Below are 16,430 nucleotides of genomic sequence, written 5' to 3'. Positions count from 1 at the left end.
CCTCCCCGTTCGAGAAGAGAAGCAGGAACCATGTCCGAAACCACGGGAACCGCCCCGATCCACCAGCTCCCCGTCGTCCCGCACTGGATCGACGGCCGCGAGTCGCCGTCCTCGTCGGGCCGCACGGCTCCGGTCTTCGACCCGGCTCTGGGAGTCGCCACCAAGGAGGTCGCGCTGGCCGACGACGCCGAGATCGCGGCCGCGATCGCCTCGGCGAAGGCCGCCTTCCCCGCCTGGCGGGACCTGTCGCTTGCCAAGCGCCAGCAGATCCTGTTCCGCTTCCGCGAGCTGCTCGAGGCCAAGAAGGACGATCTCGCCGAGATCATCACCTCGGAGCACGGCAAGGTCGTCTCGGACGCGCTCGGCGAGATCACCCGCGGCCAGGAAGTCGTGGAGTTCGCGACCGGGCTCGCGCACCACCTCAAGGGCGAGTACTCGGAGCAGGTGTCGACGGGTGTCGACGTCTACTCGACCAAGCAGCCGCTCGGTGTGGTGGGCATCATCTCGCCGTTCAACTTCCCCGCGATGGTGCCGATGTGGTTCTTCCCCATCGCGATCGCGGCCGGCAACACCGTGATCCTGAAGCCGTCCGAGAAGGATCCGACGGCGGCGATCTGGCTCGCGAAGCTCTGGAAGGAAGCGGGTCTGCCCGATGGTGTGTTCACGGTCCTCAACGGCGACAAGCAGGCCGTCGACGGCCTCCTGACGCACCCCGACGTCCGCTCGATCTCGTTCGTCGGCTCCACGCCGATCGCGCAGTACGTGTACGAGACCGGCACCAAGCACGGCAAGCGCGTGCAGGCTCTGGGCGGCGCGAAGAACCACATGCTGGTCCTCCCCGACGCCGACCTCGACCTCGTCGCCGACTCCGCGATCAACGCGGGCTTCGGATCGGCCGGCGAGCGATGCATGGCGATCTCGGTCGTCGTCGCCGTCGAGCCCGTCGCGGACGAGCTGATCGCGAAGATCCAGGAGCGCGCCGCGACCCTGCGCATCGGCGACGGCCGCCGCGGCTGCGACATGGGCCCGCTGGTCACCGAAGCCCACCGCGACAAGGTCGCCTCCTACATCGGCATCGCGGAGGAGGACGGCGCTGAGGTCGTCATCGACGGCCGCGGCATCGAGGTCGACGGCGACCCGAACGGGTTCTGGCTCGGCCCCACCCTGCTCGACAAGGTCCCCACCTCCTCCCGCGCCTACACCGAGGAGATCTTCGGCCCGGTGCTCTCCATCGTCCGCGTGCAGTCGTACGAGGAGGGTGTGGCGCTGGTCAACGACGGCGCGTTCGGCAACGGGACCGCGATCTTCACCAACGACGGAGGCGCAGCCCGCCGGTTCCAGAACGAGGTGCAGGTCGGCATGATCGGCATCAACGTCCCCATCCCGGTCCCGGTCGCCACCTTCTCGTTCGGCGGCTGGAAGGCCTCCCTCTTCGGCGACACCAAGGCCCACGGAGCCGAAGGAGTCCGCTTCTTCACCCAGCAGAAGGCGATCACCTCCCGCTGGCTCGACCCGAGCCACGGCGGCATCAACCTGGGCTTCCCGCAGAATTCTTGAGCCTCTCTCCTCCTCCTCCTGCGTCGTCGTCGATCGGCCGCGGTCGGCGGGGGCGGGAGGTGGCGTTCCGCAGAGCGTCCTGCGTCCGCGCACGACGATCCGCTGGCACGCGGATCGCCGGTGGCGCTCGGCCCTGCGGGCGAGCGGGCCCGCGAGGGCGAGCGAGACGGCTCGGCCCTGTGGGCGAACGAGGCCCGGAGGGCGAGCGAGACGGCTCGGCCCTGTAGGCGAACAGCTGGGAGGGCTGTGGGAGGGGCGGAATCGGATCTCCGACCACGCTGGACTTCGGACAATCGACGGAAGGACGCAGATGAGCACGCAGAACGAGTGGGTGTTCCCGAAGGGGACGCTCACGCGCGACGGATGGGAGTCCGTCGTCGACGACGCCGTGCCCGGGTGGCAGCACACGGGGCTGCGGGTCGCCGACCTCGCGCCCGGCGTCGAGCTCGCACTCCCCGCAGCCGGGGTCGAGCGGCTCGTCGTCCCCCTGTCCGGATCGTTCACGGTCCGGCACCAGAGCTCGGGCCCGTCGGAGACCACCCTGCTGGAGGGTCGGGACTCGGTCTTCGACGGCCCGAGCGACGTCCTCTACCTCTCGAGCCTCGCCTCCGCGACACTCGAGGGGCGTGGGCGCGTCGCCGTCGCCGAGGCGCCCACGACAGAAGTGCACCCGAGCCGCCACATCGCGCGCTCCGAGGTGCCCGTCGAGTTGCGCGGAGCCGGCCGCTCCAGCCGGCAGGTGCACAACTTCGGCACCCCGCAGGCCCTGGAGGCGGGCCGTTTCATCGTCTGCGAGGTCGTCACTCCCGCCGAGAACTGGTCGAGCTACCCGCCGCACAAGCACGACGAGCTGATCCCAGGGAAGGAGTCGCGGCTCGAGGAGATCTACTACTTCGAGACCGCGGTCTCGAAGGGCCTCGACGCCCCCGTGCAGGCGGACCCGTTCGGTTTCCTCCGCACCTACTCCTCCCCGGCAGGGGAGATCGACGTCCTCGCCGAGGTCCGCACCGGCGACATCGCCCTGCTCCCCTACGGCTGGCACGGCCCCTGCGTCGCCGCTCCCGGCTACGACCTCTACTACCTCAACGTGATGGCGGGCCCGGACCCGGACCGGGTCTGGAACATCTCGGACGATCCCGCGCACGGCTGGATCCGCGCCACCTGGGAGGGCCAGGACATCGATCCGCGTCTCCCGTACGAGCGCCGCTCCGGCGACCGCTGACTCCCCCACCCTCGACGAAGAAGGACACCCTGCACATGAGCACCACGAGGCGGATGACGGTCGGCCAGGCGCTGATCGAGTTCCTCGCGAACCAGTGGACGGTCGACGGCGACCACCGCGAGCGCACCATCGCCGGCACGTTCGGCATCTTCGGGCACGGCAACGTCGCCGGGATCGGCCAGGCTCTGAAGCAGTACGAGGCCGAGCACCCCGGAGCGATGCCCTACCACCAGGCCCGCAACGAGCAGGCGATGGTGCACCAGTCCGTCGGCTACGCGCGGATGCGCCGGCGCCGCGCCACCTTCGCGAGCACCGCCTCGGTGGGACCGGGGGCAGCGAACATGCTCACCGGAGCGGCCCTCGCCACCACGAACCGCCTCCCCGCTCTGCTGCTGCCCAGCGACACCTTCGCGACCCGCGTCGCGGATCCGGTGCTCCAGCAGATCGAGCTGCCGCACGACACCAGCCTCCAGGTCACCGACGCGTTCCGTCCGCTCTCGCGCTTCTTCGACCGAGTGGACCGCCCCGAGAAGCTGTTCTCGATCGCCCTCGCCGCGATGCGCGTGCTGACCGATCCCGCCGAGACCGGGGCGGTGACCGTCGCCCTCCCCGAGGACGTCCAGGCCGAGGCGCTCGATGTGCCCGAGGAGTTCCTGGCCCCGCGAGAGTGGCACATCCGCCGCCCTCTGCCCGAGGCGGGCCCGCTCGCGCGCGCCGTCGCGGCGATCCGCTCGGCGCAGAACCCGATCGTCGTCGCGGGAGGCGGAGTGGTGTACTCCGGCGCCGAGGACGCTCTCCGCGCCCTCGTCGAGGCCACCGGGATCCCGGTCGGCACATCGCAGGCCGGCGGCGGTTCACTGAACTGGGACCACCCGCAGTACCTCGGCGGCATCGGCGCGACCGGCACCACCGCCGCGAACCGTCTCGCCGCCGACGCCGACGTGGTCATCGGGATCGGCACCCGCTACTCCGACTTCACGACCGCGAGCCGCACCGCCTTCCAGAACCCGGACGTCACCTTCGTGAACGTCAACGTCGCCTCCTTCGACGCCTACAAGCACGGCTCGCAGCTGCCCGTCATCGCCGACGCCCGCGAGACGCTCGAGGCGCTGCTGCCAGCGCTCGACGGCTGGCGGGTGCCTGCAGCCTGGGCGCAGCGGGCCGCAGCGGAGAAGGAGGCGTGGGACGCCGTGGTCGACCGCGCCTTCGAGCCCTCCGGGGCCGACCTGCCCGGCCAGACCGAGATCATCCACGCCGTGCAGTCGGCCTCCGACCCGCGCGACGTCGTGATCCAGGCGGCGGGCTCGCTACCCGGCGACCTGCACAAGCTCTGGAGGGTGCGCGACAGCCTCGGCTACCACGTCGAGTACGCCTTCTCGTGCATGGGCTACGAGATCGCCGGCGGCCTCGGCGTGCGACGTGCCGCTCCGGACCGCGACGCGATCGTGATGGTCGGCGACGGCTCCTACCTGATGCTGCACACCGAGCTGGTGACCGCCGTAGCCGAGGGGCTGAAGATCATCGTGGTGCTCATCCAGAACCACGGCTACGCCTCGATCGGGCACCTCTCCGAGACCGTGGGATCGGAGCGCTTCGGCACCTGGTACCGGTACCAGGACGAGCGCGGACTCTTCCAGGGGAACGACGTCCTGCCCGTGGACCTCGCCGCGAACGCGCGCAGCTACGGAGTGGACACCATCGAGGTGCAGCCAGGACCCGACGCGATCGCGGACCTGCGCGCGGCGGTCACCGCCGCCAAGGCCTCCGAGACCACCACGCTGATCCACATCCACAGCGACCCGCTTCTCTACGCCCCCGACGGCGCAGGCTGGTGGGACGTCCCCGTGTCGGAGGTCGCCACGCTCGACTCGACGACGACGGCCCGCGAGGCCTACGTCGAGCAGCGCCGCCTCCAGCGCCCGCTGCTCGGTTGACCCGACCACCCCTGACCGCTCGGCCCACTCCACTCCACCCCAATCAGAAGGACACCGTCGTTCCATGAGCACCGACTCGACCGCCCCCGGCACCGCGCAGGGCCTGCGCATCGGCACCGCCCCCGACTCGTGGGGCGTGTGGTTCCCGGACGACCCGGGCCAGATCCCGTGGCGCCGCTTCCTCGACGAGGTGGTCGCGGCGGGCTACGAGTGGATCGAGCTCGGTCCGTTCGGCTACCTGCCCACCGATCCGCACCAGCTCGAGGACGAGCTCGGCTCGCGCGGGCTGAAGCTCTCGGCGGGCACCGTGTTCACCGGCTTCCACAAGGGCGAGGACCAGTGGAAGCGCGCGTGGGACCAGGCCCTCGACGTCGCGGGTCTCGCCTCGAAGCTCGGCGCCGAGCACCTCGTCGTGATCCCGGATCTCTGGCGCTCGGACGCGACGACCGAGGTCCTCGAATCGCGCACCCTCGACGACGGGCAGTGGACGAAGCTCGCGAAGGGCCACGACCAGCTCGGCAAGGCGCTGCTCGAGGAGTTCGGGATGAAGCAGCAGTTCCACTCCCACGCCGACAGCCATGTGGGCACCTACCGCGAGGTCGAGCGCTTCCTCGGCGAGACCGACGCGGCCTACACGAACCTCTGCCTCGACACCGGCCACTTCGCCTACTACCTGGGCGACGCCGTGACGCTGATCGAGGCCTACCCGGAGCGGATCGGCTACCTCCATCTCAAGCAGGTCGAGCCCGATATCCTCGCCGCCGCACTCAAGAACGACACTCCGTTCGCCACCGCGGTCGCGCAGGGCGTCATGACGGAGCCGCCCCACGGCGTGCCTGCGTTCGCGCCGATCATCGAGGCGGTCGCCGCGATCGACCCCCAGATCTTCGCGATCGTCGAGCAGGACATGTACGGGGTCGACATCGACCTGCCGGGGCCGATCGCCGAGCGCACGTTCCACCACATCTTCGGCTGCACCGCGATGGCCCGCGTCCGCTGACGCCGACACCCCCGTTTCGAAGGAGAATCACACCATGTCCCCCACCGACAGTTCCTCCCCCGTAGGCGACCTCCGAGTCGCCGTGGTCGGCGCAGGGATGATGGGCGCCGACCACGTCCGCCGCATCACGCAGAAGATCTCGAACGCCACGGTGACTGCGATCGTCGAGCCCTTCGAGGAGCGGGCTCAGGCCGCATCCGCCCTCGCCCCCGGATCCGTCGGCGTCGCCACTCTCGAAGAGGCGATCGATCGCGACCTCATCGACGCCGTCGTCATCGCCACTCCGGGCCCGTACCACGTGCCGGTGCTGCTGCCCGCGCTCGAAGCGAAGCTCGCGATCCTCTGCGAGAAGCCGCTCACGGAGGGCTCGGACGACGCGCTGCGGATCCTCGAGGCCGAGCAGAAGCTCGACCGCCCCTACATCCAGGTCGGTTTCATGCGCCGCTTCGACGACGAGCACATCCAGCTCCGGGAGCTGATCCGCGGCGGCGAGCTCGGCGCGCTGCTCGGCACGCACCACCGCCACCGCAACGCCGCCGTGCCCGAGACGTACACGACCTCGATGCTCATCAGCGACTCGGTCGTGCACGAGATCGACATCGTCAACTTCCTCACGGGCGAGAAGATCGTGGGGATCGAGGTGAAGAACCTCAAGCGCAACTCGCTGAACGCGTCGGGCTTCAACGACCCGATCCTCGCTCTCCTCTCCACGGAGTCGGGGGTCCTCGCCGATGTCGAGATGAACGTCAACGTGCGCTTCGGCTACCAGGTGAGCACCGAGGCGGTCTTCGAGCGGGGCATCGCGAGTATCGGAGCGACGCGCGGGCTCGTCCAACGCGCCGACGGCCGGATCTCGCAGGCGGAGAACCCGTCGTTCAAGGAGCGCTTCGGCGCCGCCTACGACGCCGAGTTCCAGGCCTGGGTCGACGGCGCCCTGGCCGGACGCCTGGGCGGCCCCTCCGCTTGGGAGGGGTACCTGGCCACCGTCGCCGCCGAGGCCGGCGTGCGCGCGATCACCGCAGGCACGCTCGAATCGGTCGAGTACATCGATCGCCCCGATTTCTACGCCTGAGGAGCACAGTCATGGTGAAGATCGCACTCGACCCCACCCCGTTCCACCACTCGCACGAGCTCCTCGAGTTCCCGCGGGTCGTCGCCGACCTCGGCTACGAGTGGATGCAGCTCACACCGCATCCGGACTTCATCCCGTTCCACCGCCGGCCGAAGGCCGATGACGAGCTGGTCCGCGCCCTCAAGAAGGCGGTGGCCGACGCGGGGATCGGCATCTGCGCGCTCCAACCGGTGTTGCGCTGGTCCTCGCCCGACGAGGCGGTGCGCCAGCACGCGGTGAGCCACGCGAAGCGCGTGTTCCAGATCGCGGTCGAGCTCGGCGTTCCGGTGATCAACACCGAGCTCAGCGGGCGGCCTGAGGCGCAGGAGGACTCCGAGAACTCGTTCTACCGCTCGATGGAGGAGCTGGTCCCGATCCTCGAGCGCGAGGGCCTGACCATGAACATCGATCCGCACCCCGACGACTTCGTCGAGGACGGGCGGGAGGCCCTGCGGGTGCTCCGCGGCATCAACTCGTCGAGCATTGGTTTCGTGTATGTCGGCGCGCACAGCTTCCACCTCGGAGACGATGCACCCGGGATCGTGGCCGCGGCGGGTTCCCGGCTCGGTGCCGTGTTCGCCGCCGACTCCTTCGACCACCACCGCTCGCACGGGCTGCGCTACATCTCGAACCCGCCGGGGAACGCGGCCCGCGTGCATCAGCACCTGCGGATCGGGGACGGCGATGTCGACTGGTCCGAACTGTTCACCGCTCTCGCCACCAACGGATTCCTCGAGCGCGAGGACTCGATCATCGTGTCGAACGTCTTCGCCGAGGACGAGACCGCCGACGAGACGTCCCGCTCCCAGCGGGAGAGCATCGAGCAGCTGATCGCCGCAGCAGTCGGCTGACCGCGGCACCGCTCCGCCGAGACGCCCCGGGGTTCCCGCCCCGGGGCGTCTTCTTATGCGCGAGGTACTTGGTTAGAATGTCAGTACATAACCGACAAGGAGACTCCATGCCACTCGTCCGCATCGACATCACCCGGGGCCGTACCCCTGCCGAGGTCCGCGCCCTGGCGGACGCCGTGCACGAGGCCATCGTCGAGACCTACGGCATCCCCCCGCGCGACCGCTTCCAGATCGTGACCCAGCACGACCCCGGCGAGATCATCGCGGAGGACGCGGGCCTCGGCTTCGACAGGACCGATGACGAGGTGGTGATCGTGCACGTCTTCACCCAGCGCGGCCGCGACGACTCGATCAAGCAGCGCCTCTACTCCCGGATCGCCGAGCGCCTAGGCGGGGTCGGAATCGCCGGCAGCGACGTCTTCATCGGCTACGTCGAGAACGGACCGCAGGACTGGTCCTTCGGCTTCGGCAGGGCACAGTACCTGACCGGCGAGCTCGCGGTCCCGCAGTCGGCCTCCTGACGACCGCGCTCACTCGCGCGGGCCGACCACCAGCCGCTCGTGCATGATCTCGACGGCGCGCTCGAGGACGGTCCGGTCCTCCGGCGTGAGATCGGCGAAGATCGGCGTGAGCGCCTCGCCCAGGTCGGACCGCCAGGCGTTCAGCGCCTCGGCTCCGGCGGGGGCGAGGCGGATCTGCCATGCGCGCGCGTCCATCGGGTCGGCGATGCGGTCGAGCCAGCCGGTCTCAACGAGGTTCTTGACGATCTTGGTCATGGTCGGCTGCGAGACGCGGCTCTGCAGGGCGAGCTCCCCCAGTCGCATCGGCCCCATCGAGAGGAGCACCGAGAGGGTGCGCCACACGGCCTGCGACTCCTGGTTCCCGGTCGCCCGGGCTGCGAGCCGCGTGATCCGGTGGGTCACCGAGACGAAGTCGCTCAGCAGCTCGCTGAGCGAGATCTCGCTGGGCGGGACGTCACGGGCGGGGAGCCCGGCGAGCGGATCGGGAGCGGTCATCGTTCGATCCTAGGGCGCGGCGGTAGCGGCGACGCGACGCGGGGCCAGCACCGGCGCAGGTCGGGAGGGCGGCGGCCCGGAACGACGCAGGGCGCCGCCTCCGAGGAGACAGCGCCCTGCGCGTGCACGGACCGCCCGGAGGCGGATCGGCAGCACCCTGACGGGTGGCCGGCCGGAGCCGGCGGGTACTACTTGACGGTGACGGTCGCGCCGGCAGCCTCGAGCTGAGCCTTGGCCTTGTCGGCGGCCTCCTTGTTGACGGCCTCGAGGACGGCCTTGGGGGCACCGTCGACAAGAGCCTTCGCCTCACCGAGGCCGAGGCTGGTGAGCGCGCGCACCTCCTTGATGACCTGGATCTTCTTGTCACCGGCGGCCTCGAGAACGACGTCGAACTCGGTCTTCTCCTCGACCTCCTCGGCGGGGGCGGCGGGGCCACCGGCCGCGGCGACCGCGACGGGGGCGGCAGCGGTGACCTCGAAGACCTCTTCGAACTTCTTGACGAACTCCGAGAGCTCGATGAGCGTGAGCTCCTTGAAGGCCTCGATGAGCTCGTCCTGCGTGAGCTTTGCCATGATTTTTCTCCTTGTTTTTCTTTGTCTACGAACCGCGTGCGCACTGCTTCCCGGATGGGGAAGACGTCAGCTCGCGGACTCCTGCTTCTCGCGCAGCGCCTCGACCGTGCGAACGGCGTTGGACAGCGGTGCGTTGAACAGATATGCGGCACCGAACAGCGAGGCCTTGAAGGCGCCGGCGAGCTTGCCGAGCAGCACTTCACGGGACTCGAGGTCGGCGAGCTTGCCCACCTCTTCCGCGGTCAGCGGGTTACCGTCGAAGTAACCGCCCTTGACCACGAGGAGAGGGTTTGCCTTGGCGAAGGCACGCAGCGACTTCGCGACGGCGACAGGGTCGCCGTGCACGAACGCGATGGCCGAGGGGCCAGCGAGCTCGTCGTCGAAGGACGAGATACCGGCGTTGTTCGCCGCGATCTTGGTCAGCGTGTTCTTCACCACGGCGTAGGTTGCGTGCTCACTGATGTCTTTGCGCAGCGTCTTGAGCTGAGCAACAGTGAGACCGCGGTACTCGGTCAGCAGAACGGCCGTCGAGCTCTGGAACTTCTCCGTGAGTTCGGCAACCGAGGCTTCCTTGTTCGCCATGGCTACTCCTGTGAATTCTCGTGCCGGTAGCCCGAAGGCAGGCAAAGAAAAAAGCTCCGGCGCAAGCGCACGGAGCTTCGGGAGACGCGATGATCGCGGAACTGAACCTCTTGCACCTGCGCGGGCCGTTCGCTTCGCGAATCCTTCGTCCGGCGGCGATCCGCGGGGCCGGGGCCCTGCTCGTGCGCTCACCGGAAACCGGCGGTCTTTGGCTTCGGACAGAGTACGGCGTCGCGGCGCGCGGGCGCAAGTCGAGCCTGACGGTCCTGAGGCGCGATGCTGGAGGCATGACCGGTCCGTCCCGCTCCTCCGATGCCGACTCCGCCGTCGCCGCCGTGGAGGGTGAGCTCAGCACCCTGTTCAACCGCGTGCGCGCGGCGATGCGCTCGTACGCCGAACGGCTGCATCCCGAGCTGACCCCGCTGGGGTACAAGACGCTCTCCGCCCTCGAACGGCGCGGCCCCGTGCACTCCGGTGCGCTGGCCGAGCTGCTCGAGATGGACAAGTCGGCGCTCAGCCGCCAGATCACGGCGCTCGACCGGCTCGGCTTCCTCGAGCGCGCCCCCGATCCGCGCGACGGGCGCGCGACGATCCTCTCGGTGACTCCGCAGACAGCAGAACGGCTGCGCGAGATCCGCAGCTCGAACCAGGCGCTGATGCACGAGGAGCTACGCAGCTGGGACCTCGCGGAGGTCGAGCTCTTCGCCGAGCTCCTTCACCGGATCAACGCCCTCGACATCTGACGCTTAGCATCCCCCCGAGCCGGGGACAATCGGCCGCTGCGGGCCCTCGGACTGCGTAGTTTCGGAGTCGATGGATCCGCACGCACCCGCCTCTCTCCCCGCGTCCCTCCCGGACGACGTCGCCGGGGCTCTCGCGCTCGCGCGCACCCTCAGCACCGACGCTCCCCGGCCCGGCACCGGGCGGACGGCCGAGCTGCACGCTCTGCTACAGCGGCTCGCGCGGCACGACCTCGGCGTCGCCCGCACCGTCGAGCCGCACCTGGACGCGCTCGGGATCCTCGGCGAGGCCGGGCTCACCACCGACGACCTGGGCCTCGCGTCCGACACCGCCTGGGGAGTCTTCGCGGCGGAGGGCGGAGACGAACCGCTCGTCGCCCGGCGCGAGGGCGGGACCTGGCGGCTCGACGGGGTGAAGCCGTGGTGCTCGCTGGCCGACCGCCTCGATGCCGCGCTGGTCACCGCGCCCGCGGGCGACGCCTCCGGGGAGCGCCTCCTCTTCGCCGTGCCGCTGCGGGAGGGAACCGCGCTGCCGGTCGACGGCGCCTGGCACGCGCGCGGTCTTGCAGAGGTGCCGAGCGGCCCCGTCCGCTTCTCCGGCGCCCGAGCCGAGCCCGTGGGCGCCCCCGGCTGGTACCTCTCGCGACCCGGCTTCGCCTGGGGCGGGATCGGCGTCGCCGCCTGCTGGCACGGCGGTGCACTCGGAGTCGCGTCGGCCGTCGCCGTGGCCGCCGCCCGACGCGACGACCCTCACCTCCTCGCGCAGCTCGGCTCCGTCGACACCGCGCTCTCGGCCTCGCGCCGCGCCCTCGACGAGGCCGCCGCGGCGATCGACGCGGGCCGGGCCGACGGCGTCAGCGGCTCCCTGCTCGCCAAGCGCGTGCGAGCGAGCGTTGCCGGCGCAGTGGAGGAGATCCTCGTGCGGGCCGGCCGAGCGCTCGGCCCGGCGCCGCTTGCCCTCGACGCCGAGCACAGCAAGCGCGTCGCCGATCTCACTCTCTACGTGCGCCAGCATCACGCCGAGCGCGACGACGCGGCCCTCGGTCGCGCGGTCCTCGCTTCAGGTGCGGCGGACCGCTGGTGAGCCGGCCCTTCGACGGGCGCCTCGAGGGAACTCCGCTCGAGCGCTGGAGCGAGGACGGCCGGCGCGACCGGCTCCCGCTGCTGACCCTGCCCTCCGGGGTGGACCGGGTGCTCGCCGTCGTCGCGCACGCCGATGACGAGACGCTCGGCTGCGGAGGCACCCTCGCTCTAGCGAGGAGGCGCGGCCTCCCCGTCGACGTGGTGATCGTGACCGACGGAGCCGCCTCGCACGGCGAGCGCGACTCCGGACTCGTGGCCACTCGGCGAGCCGAGGCGGAGGCCGCTCTCGCTCAGCTCGGAGACGGAATCGGGCTGGCGTTCCTCGACGTGCCCGACTCCGCGACGCCCGGGCACCGCGAGCGCATCGGCCGGGAGGTGCGCGAGCGCGCCGCGGGAACCACCGGCTCGGTCCTCCTCCTCTCGACCTGGGCGGGCGACGGGCACCGCGATCACCGGGTGGTCGGCGAGGTCTGCGCCGAGGCAGCCGGCGATCTCGGACATCCGCTGCTGGCCGCGCCGATCTGGCTGTGGCACTGGGCCGAGCCGGAGGACGCCGAGGTGCCGTGGGAGACGCTGGTGCGCGTGGGGCTCGACGACGAGCTCCGCGAGCGGACGCGGCGAGCGCGAGCGTGTTACCGGAGCCAGACAGACCGCGGGCCGGAGGGCGCAGATCCGGTGCTGCATCCTCTCTTCCTGCGGACCTTCGCGGGAGACGACCGGCTGGTGAGGATCCGATGAGCTACTTCGACGAGTTGTATGCGCGGCACGAGGACCCGTGGGGCTACACCAGCCGCTGGTACGAGCAGCGCAAGCGGGCCCTCACGCTCGCGAGCCTCCCCGAGCGGCGCTACGGCTCGGTGCTCGAGATCGGCGCCTCGATCGGGGTGCTGGCCGAGGACCTCGCGGTGCGCGCCGACCGGCTGCTCGCGATCGACGTGTCCGCCGCCGCGGTCGAGCGGGCCGAGCGGAGGCTCGCTCCGCTCGACCACGTCCAGGTCGCGCACCACGACATCACCCGAGGCACGCCGGCCGGACCCTTCGACCTGGTGGTGCTCTCGGAGGTGGGCTACTACCTCGGCCGAGAGGCGCTGACGAGCGTGCTGCACAGCATCCGCGACTCGCTCGCTCCCACCGGCGAGCTGGTCACCGTGCACTGGCGCCACCCGATCGATGGGCTCGAGCTCGACGGGGACGCGGTGCAGGCCGCCGTCGCCGGGCTGGGCCTGCACCGTCTCGCGCGGCACGAGGAGGAGGACCTGCTGCTCGAGGTGCACTCCCGGGACGGCCGCTCGGTCGCCCGGCGGACAGGGCTGACGTGAACCGGATCGAGCAGGTCCTCGTCGTCATACCCGCCCACGACGAGCAGGGGCGGATCGGCTCGGCGATCGCCTCGGTGCAGGCCGGCGCGGCCTCCCTCGCCCGCACGGCGCCGGACGTCGCGGTCCGAATCCTCATCGCTGCGGACGGCTGCACGGATGCGACGGCGCAGCACGCCCGGGCGGCGGGCGCCGAGGTTCTGGAGCTCGCACGCTGCGGCGTCGGGGCGGCCCGCTCCGCCGGGATCGCGCACGCGCTCGCCTCCGTCGCGACACCGGCCGAGCGGGTCTGGATCGCCAGCACCGACGCGGACACGGTCGTGCCCCGGGACTGGCTGGCGGCGCACGTCGAGCACGCGCGCTGGCACGACGTTCTCCTCGGGACCGTGCGGCCCGATCCCGCCGATCTCTCCCCCGGGGCATACGCGCGCTGGCGCGACATCCGGGCGCGGGAGGAGTCGATCGGCAGCATCCACGGAGCGAACCTCGGGGTGCGGGCGAGCGCGTACCTCGCCGCCGGCGGCTTCGGCTCGGAACCGCTGCACGAGGACGTGCTGCTCGTCGAGCGGCTGCGGGCCTGCGGCGCGCGGATCGGAGCGACCGACCGCGGCGAGGTCGTCACCTCCGGGCGCCGCGACAACCGCGTCGAGGGCGGCTACGGGCGCTACCTGCACGCGCGCTTCTCGACCGGGACAGCGTCCAGTCCTGTGTAGAGCGGATGTCCGTGCCGAGTCCGCCACCTCGGCCGAGTCGGGTATACGCGCACGCGGAACACGACGAGAGGGGGCCGTGTCAATGGTCGGGCACCGGTTTGTCACGACTTGCGCAGGAGAGTCAAATGGATGTCGAGCACGACCCGGTGCTCTCCCACGGAAGGGTCACCGCATGAATCCCCGCCTCGTCCTGCTGGCACTGGTCGCCTTCGCCGCGTACGTCTTCGGCGCCCGCGCCGGTCGTGCTCGCTATGAGGAGCTCCGTCATCTCGCTCTCGGCGTGTGGAACGACCCGGCCACGAAGAAGACGCGCAAGAAGCTCAAGAAGACCTCGAAGCGTGAAGCGAAGCACTTCGCCAAGGTCGCGGCCAAGGCTCGCGACAAGGTGCAGCGCTCCCTCCGCTGACCGTCACCACTCGACTCACGACGCCATCACGACCGGCGTCGACGCTCGCATCGGAACGGCCGATCGAGCATTGACACGAAGGAGAAAACACCATGGGCATCATCGGTTGGATCGTCCTCGGCCTCATCGCCGGGGCACTCGCAAAGCTCATCCTCCCCGGCAAGCAGGGCGGTGGCTGGATCATCACCATCATCCTCGGCATCGTCGGCGCGCTGCTCGGCGGATTCATCGGTGGAGCGCTCTTCGGGCGCGACGACCCGATGGGCTTCAACGTCGTCAGCATCATCCTCGCGGTGGTCGGCGCGATCATCGTCCTGCTGATCTACGGCGCGATCACGGGCCGCAAGTCCCGCGCGTAAGCATCACGCGACTCGAAGGCCCCCGCGTCCGCGCCGGGGCCTTCGTCGTGTTCGCGCGCCGCGCAAGGCCTTGCAGCCGAGAGGCTCCGGGGCCTGGACTGGAATCTGCACACCGACGAAAGGACGCTCGAGTATGAGCACGGACGAGAACACTGTCCCCACGATCACCCTGAACAACGGAATCGAGATTCCCCAGCTGGGATTCGGCGTCTTCCAGATCGACCCCGCCGAGACCAAGGACGCCACCCTCGCGGCGCTCGAGGTCGGCTACCGCCACATCGACACCGCCGAGATGTACGGCAATGAGGCCGGCGTGGGCGAGGCCGTCCGCGCCTCCGGCCTGAACCGCTCGGAGGTCTTCGTCACGAGCAAGCTGAACAACGGCTTCCACGCTCGCGAGGACGCTCTCGCCGCGATCGACGTCACCCTCGGCGAGCTGCAGTTCGACTACGTCGACCTCTTCCTGATCCACTGGCCGCTGCCGAACGTGGGCGACTACCTGGAGACCTGGAAGGCGATGGAGGAGATCTACCGCAGCGGCAAGGCGAAGGCGATCGGCGTCTCCAACTTTCAGACCAACCACCTCAACCGGCTCCGCGCCGAGGCGACCATCGTCCCGGCCGTGAACCAGATCGAGGTCCACCCCTACCTGACCCAGGAGGAGCTGCGCGCCTACGGCACGGAGCACGGCATCGCCACGGAGGCGTGGTCGCCGATCGCGCAGGGGCTCGTCCTCGACGACGAAGCCATCACGCGCATCGCCGGCAACGTCGGCCGCTCCCCCGCCCAGGTCGTGTTGCGCTGGCACCTCCAGCGCGGCGACATCGTCTTCCCGAAGTCGGTGACGCGCGCCCGCGTCGAGGAGAACTTCGCGCTCTTCGACTTCGAGCTGGACGACGAGTCGATGACGGCGATCACGGCGCTCAACCGCGACCAGCGGACCGGGCCCGACCCCGACTCGTTCAACTACATCCCCGACTGAGGTCTGACCTCCTGAGCTCCGGCTCGTGACACCACGTTCGGCTCGCAGAATCCGCGGATTCCTGCGAGCCGAACGTGTTTCTGCGAGCCGGAGGTGCTCCCGGTGGGGCGTCAGCTCTGCGAGTCGCGCCAGGAGTGCTCGGGGGCGTAGCCGAGGACCTCGCGGGCGTGGTCGATCGAGAGCAGGGTGTCGTTCACTCCGAGCTCGCCGTGGATCTCGACGCCGGGGAAGACCTCGGCGACCAGCTCGGCGTTGGGCCGCGTCATGACGGTGTCGGCGGCCGCGATGATGAAGCGGTCGTAACCGGTCGCGTCGAGCTCGAGCGCCTTCTCGACCGCCTGGGCACCGTCGCGGCCGTCGATGTAGCCCCAGAGGTTCCACTTGCGGGCCAGGGCGTCGGAGTCGAACGACGGGAACTCGGCGTAGTCCGCCTCGTCCATGACGTTCGAGAAGCGCAGGCCGATCATCGTGAGGTCGGGGTGCCAGCGGCAGAGCTCGACGGCGAGCGCCTCCTCGAGCACCTTGGTCAGCGAGTACACCGACTCCGGGCGGGCCGGGTACTGCTCGTCGACGGGGATGTAGGGCGGTGCCTCGTCGAACGGCAGGCCGAGGACGGTCTCGCTCGACGCGTGCACGATGGTGCGGATCCCCGCGCGGATCGCCGCGTGGAAGACGTTGAACGTCGACGTCATGTTGTTGTGGAAGGTGGCGATGTCGGGGACCATCCCGGGAGCCGGGATCGCGGCGAGGTGCACCAGGGCGTCGACTCCGTCGTACTGGTCGTTCACCGACTGCAGGGCGTCGACGACCTGGCCGTAGTCGGAGACGTCGGTGCGGACGAAGCCCGCCCCGCGCTCCCCCGCACGGTCGAGGTTGAACACGTCGTGGCCCGATGCCCGGAGGCGGGTGACGACGCTGCGGCCGAGCTTGCCGGATCCACCGGTGACTGCGATTCTCATGCCTCGAACGCTAGCGACCCCCGTGGA

At 70.3% G+C, this 16,430-nt stretch carries 19 protein-coding genes; 15 read left to right on the top strand and 4 right to left on the bottom strand.

What is annotated here, in order from left to right:
• The first annotated feature begins 30 nt into the window (after nt 1-30).
• The 7 genes from GSU10_RS03565 to GSU10_RS03535 all read left to right on the top strand — a co-directional run bounded on the left by GSU10_RS03565 (nt 31) and on the right by GSU10_RS03535 (nt 8,196).
• The gene (locus GSU10_RS03565; protein WP_068209627.1) at nt 31-1,557 is read left to right on the top strand and encodes a CoA-acylating methylmalonate-semialdehyde dehydrogenase; all 1,527 of its coding nucleotides are present in this window, start codon (nt 31-33) and stop codon (nt 1,555-1,557) included.
• Nucleotides 1,558-1,867: 310 nt separating this feature from the next.
• Nucleotides 1,868-2,779, top strand: coding sequence for a 5-deoxy-glucuronate isomerase (iolB, locus tag GSU10_RS03560; RefSeq protein ID WP_068209630.1), 912 nt, complete (start codon nt 1,868-1,870; stop codon nt 2,777-2,779).
• A 35-nt stretch (nt 2,780-2,814) separates the two neighbouring features.
• Nucleotides 2,815-4,713, top strand: coding sequence for a 3D-(3,5/4)-trihydroxycyclohexane-1,2-dione acylhydrolase (decyclizing) (gene iolD / locus GSU10_RS03555; protein ID WP_068209633.1), 1,899 nt, complete (start codon nt 2,815-2,817; stop codon nt 4,711-4,713).
• 64 nt (nt 4,714-4,777) lie between these two features.
• Entirely contained in the window at nt 4,778-5,713 is a 936-nt protein-coding gene (locus GSU10_RS03550) for a sugar phosphate isomerase/epimerase family protein (protein WP_068209636.1), read from the top strand.
• Nucleotides 5,714-5,747: 34 nt separating this feature from the next.
• Nucleotides 5,748-6,785, top strand: coding sequence for a Gfo/Idh/MocA family protein (locus GSU10_RS03545; protein ID WP_132504730.1), 1,038 nt, complete (start codon nt 5,748-5,750; stop codon nt 6,783-6,785).
• A 14-nt stretch (nt 6,786-6,799) separates the two neighbouring features.
• The gene (locus tag GSU10_RS03540) at nt 6,800-7,675 is read left to right on the top strand and encodes a sugar phosphate isomerase/epimerase family protein (protein WP_199220848.1); all 876 of its coding nucleotides are present in this window, start codon (nt 6,800-6,802) and stop codon (nt 7,673-7,675) included.
• Between the two features lie 107 nt (nt 7,676-7,782).
• Entirely contained in the window at nt 7,783-8,196 is a 414-nt protein-coding gene (locus GSU10_RS03535; protein ID WP_068209643.1) for a tautomerase family protein, read from the top strand.
• A 9-nt stretch (nt 8,197-8,205) separates the two neighbouring features.
• Here the strand turns inward: GSU10_RS03535 and GSU10_RS03530 are convergent, their stop codons facing one another.
• The 3 genes from GSU10_RS03530 to rplJ form a co-directional block, all read right to left on the bottom strand.
• Nucleotides 8,206-8,691: a MarR family winged helix-turn-helix transcriptional regulator gene (locus GSU10_RS03530; RefSeq protein WP_082845049.1), complete on the bottom strand. Its 486-nt coding sequence runs from the start codon at nt 8,689-8,691 to the stop codon at nt 8,206-8,208.
• A gap of 188 nt (nt 8,692-8,879) precedes the next feature.
• Nucleotides 8,880-9,263 (bottom strand): 50S ribosomal protein L7/L12, encoded by a 384-nt coding sequence (rplL, locus tag GSU10_RS03525; protein ID WP_068209646.1) that lies wholly within the window; start codon nt 9,261-9,263, stop codon nt 8,880-8,882.
• Between the two features lie 66 nt (nt 9,264-9,329).
• The gene (gene rplJ, locus GSU10_RS03520; RefSeq protein WP_068209649.1) at nt 9,330-9,845 is read right to left on the bottom strand and encodes a 50S ribosomal protein L10; all 516 of its coding nucleotides are present in this window, start codon (nt 9,843-9,845) and stop codon (nt 9,330-9,332) included.
• A 287-nt stretch (nt 9,846-10,132) separates the two neighbouring features.
• Between rplJ and GSU10_RS03515 the strand changes: the two genes are divergently transcribed.
• The 8 genes from GSU10_RS03515 to GSU10_RS03480 all read left to right on the top strand — a co-directional run bounded on the left by GSU10_RS03515 (nt 10,133) and on the right by GSU10_RS03480 (nt 15,444).
• A complete protein-coding gene (locus GSU10_RS03515; RefSeq protein ID WP_158286089.1) occupies nt 10,133-10,588 on the top strand; it encodes a MarR family winged helix-turn-helix transcriptional regulator in 456 nt (151 codons plus the stop codon).
• A gap of 70 nt (nt 10,589-10,658) precedes the next feature.
• Nucleotides 10,659-11,669 carry an acyl-CoA dehydrogenase family protein gene (locus GSU10_RS03510; protein WP_132504732.1) on the top strand — a complete coding sequence of 337 codons (1,011 nt, stop codon included), beginning with the start codon at nt 10,659-10,661 and terminating at the stop codon, nt 11,667-11,669.
• Nucleotides 11,666-12,406, top strand: a complete 741-nt coding sequence (locus tag GSU10_RS03505) for a PIG-L deacetylase family protein (protein WP_068207611.1) — start codon at nt 11,666-11,668, stop codon at nt 12,404-12,406. Before GSU10_RS03510 ends, GSU10_RS03505 begins: the two co-directional genes overlap by 4 nt.
• The gene (locus GSU10_RS03500) at nt 12,403-12,987 is read left to right on the top strand and encodes a class I SAM-dependent DNA methyltransferase (RefSeq protein ID WP_068207614.1); all 585 of its coding nucleotides are present in this window, start codon (nt 12,403-12,405) and stop codon (nt 12,985-12,987) included. Before GSU10_RS03505 ends, GSU10_RS03500 begins: the two co-directional genes overlap by 4 nt.
• A complete protein-coding gene (locus GSU10_RS03495) occupies nt 12,984-13,697 on the top strand; it encodes a glycosyltransferase family 2 protein (RefSeq protein WP_132504734.1) in 714 nt (237 codons plus the stop codon). The genes GSU10_RS03500 and GSU10_RS03495 overlap by 4 nt, the downstream gene beginning before the upstream one ends.
• Before the next feature lie 172 nt (nt 13,698-13,869).
• The gene (locus GSU10_RS03490; RefSeq protein WP_068207620.1) at nt 13,870-14,103 is read left to right on the top strand and encodes a hypothetical protein; all 234 of its coding nucleotides are present in this window, start codon (nt 13,870-13,872) and stop codon (nt 14,101-14,103) included.
• Nucleotides 14,104-14,195: 92 nt separating this feature from the next.
• Nucleotides 14,196-14,462, top strand: coding sequence for a GlsB/YeaQ/YmgE family stress response membrane protein (locus tag GSU10_RS03485; protein WP_068207623.1), 267 nt, complete (start codon nt 14,196-14,198; stop codon nt 14,460-14,462).
• Between the two features lie 133 nt (nt 14,463-14,595).
• The gene (locus tag GSU10_RS03480) at nt 14,596-15,444 is read left to right on the top strand and encodes an aldo/keto reductase (protein ID WP_068207626.1); all 849 of its coding nucleotides are present in this window, start codon (nt 14,596-14,598) and stop codon (nt 15,442-15,444) included.
• Nucleotides 15,445-15,554: 110 nt separating this feature from the next.
• On the opposite strand, the gene GSU10_RS03475 is transcribed toward GSU10_RS03480, so the two are convergent.
• The gene (locus GSU10_RS03475; protein ID WP_132504736.1) at nt 15,555-16,403 is read right to left on the bottom strand and encodes an NAD-dependent epimerase/dehydratase family protein; all 849 of its coding nucleotides are present in this window, start codon (nt 16,401-16,403) and stop codon (nt 15,555-15,557) included.
• Nucleotides 16,404-16,430: the final 27 nt, after the last annotated feature.

Source organism: Rathayibacter tanaceti (genome assembly GCF_009834165.1).
In the GTDB taxonomy this organism is placed as follows: domain Bacteria; phylum Actinomycetota; class Actinomycetes; order Actinomycetales; family Microbacteriaceae; genus Rathayibacter; species Rathayibacter tanaceti.
This window is presented reverse-complemented; position numbering and strand designations above follow the sequence as displayed.

Excerpts from the sequence above, each read along its gene's own strand:
- GSU10_RS03490 (WP_068207620.1), top strand. The coding sequence starts at position 13,870 with ATGAATCCCCGCCTCGTCCTGCTGGCACTGGTCGCCTTCGCCGCGTAC.
- iolB (WP_068209630.1), top strand. The coding sequence starts at position 1,868 with ATGAGCACGCAGAACGAGTGGGTGTTCCCGAAGGGGACGCTCACGCGC.
- GSU10_RS03510 (WP_132504732.1), top strand. The coding sequence starts at position 10,659 with ATGGATCCGCACGCACCCGCCTCTCTCCCCGCGTCCCTCCCGGACGAC.
- GSU10_RS03485 (WP_068207623.1), top strand. The coding sequence starts at position 14,196 with ATGGGCATCATCGGTTGGATCGTCCTCGGCCTCATCGCCGGGGCACTC.
- GSU10_RS03480 (WP_068207626.1), top strand. The coding sequence starts at position 14,596 with ATGAGCACGGACGAGAACACTGTCCCCACGATCACCCTGAACAACGGA.
- GSU10_RS03530 (WP_082845049.1), bottom strand. The coding sequence starts at position 8,691 with ATGACCGCTCCCGATCCGCTCGCCGGGCTCCCCGCCCGTGACGTCCCG.
- GSU10_RS03545 (WP_132504730.1), top strand. The coding sequence starts at position 5,748 with ATGTCCCCCACCGACAGTTCCTCCCCCGTAGGCGACCTCCGAGTCGCC.
- GSU10_RS03550 (WP_068209636.1), top strand. The coding sequence starts at position 4,778 with ATGAGCACCGACTCGACCGCCCCCGGCACCGCGCAGGGCCTGCGCATC.
- GSU10_RS03565 (WP_068209627.1), top strand. The coding sequence starts at position 31 with ATGTCCGAAACCACGGGAACCGCCCCGATCCACCAGCTCCCCGTCGTC.
- GSU10_RS03500 (WP_068207614.1), top strand. The coding sequence starts at position 12,403 with ATGAGCTACTTCGACGAGTTGTATGCGCGGCACGAGGACCCGTGGGGC.
- rplJ (WP_068209649.1), bottom strand. The coding sequence starts at position 9,845 with ATGGCGAACAAGGAAGCCTCGGTTGCCGAACTCACGGAGAAGTTCCAG.
- rplL (WP_068209646.1), bottom strand. The coding sequence starts at position 9,263 with ATGGCAAAGCTCACGCAGGACGAGCTCATCGAGGCCTTCAAGGAGCTC.
- GSU10_RS03515 (WP_158286089.1), top strand. The coding sequence starts at position 10,133 with ATGACCGGTCCGTCCCGCTCCTCCGATGCCGACTCCGCCGTCGCCGCC.
- GSU10_RS03475 (WP_132504736.1), bottom strand. The coding sequence starts at position 16,403 with ATGAGAATCGCAGTCACCGGTGGATCCGGCAAGCTCGGCCGCAGCGTC.
- GSU10_RS03535 (WP_068209643.1), top strand. The coding sequence starts at position 7,783 with ATGCCACTCGTCCGCATCGACATCACCCGGGGCCGTACCCCTGCCGAG.
- iolD (WP_068209633.1), top strand. The coding sequence starts at position 2,815 with ATGAGCACCACGAGGCGGATGACGGTCGGCCAGGCGCTGATCGAGTTC.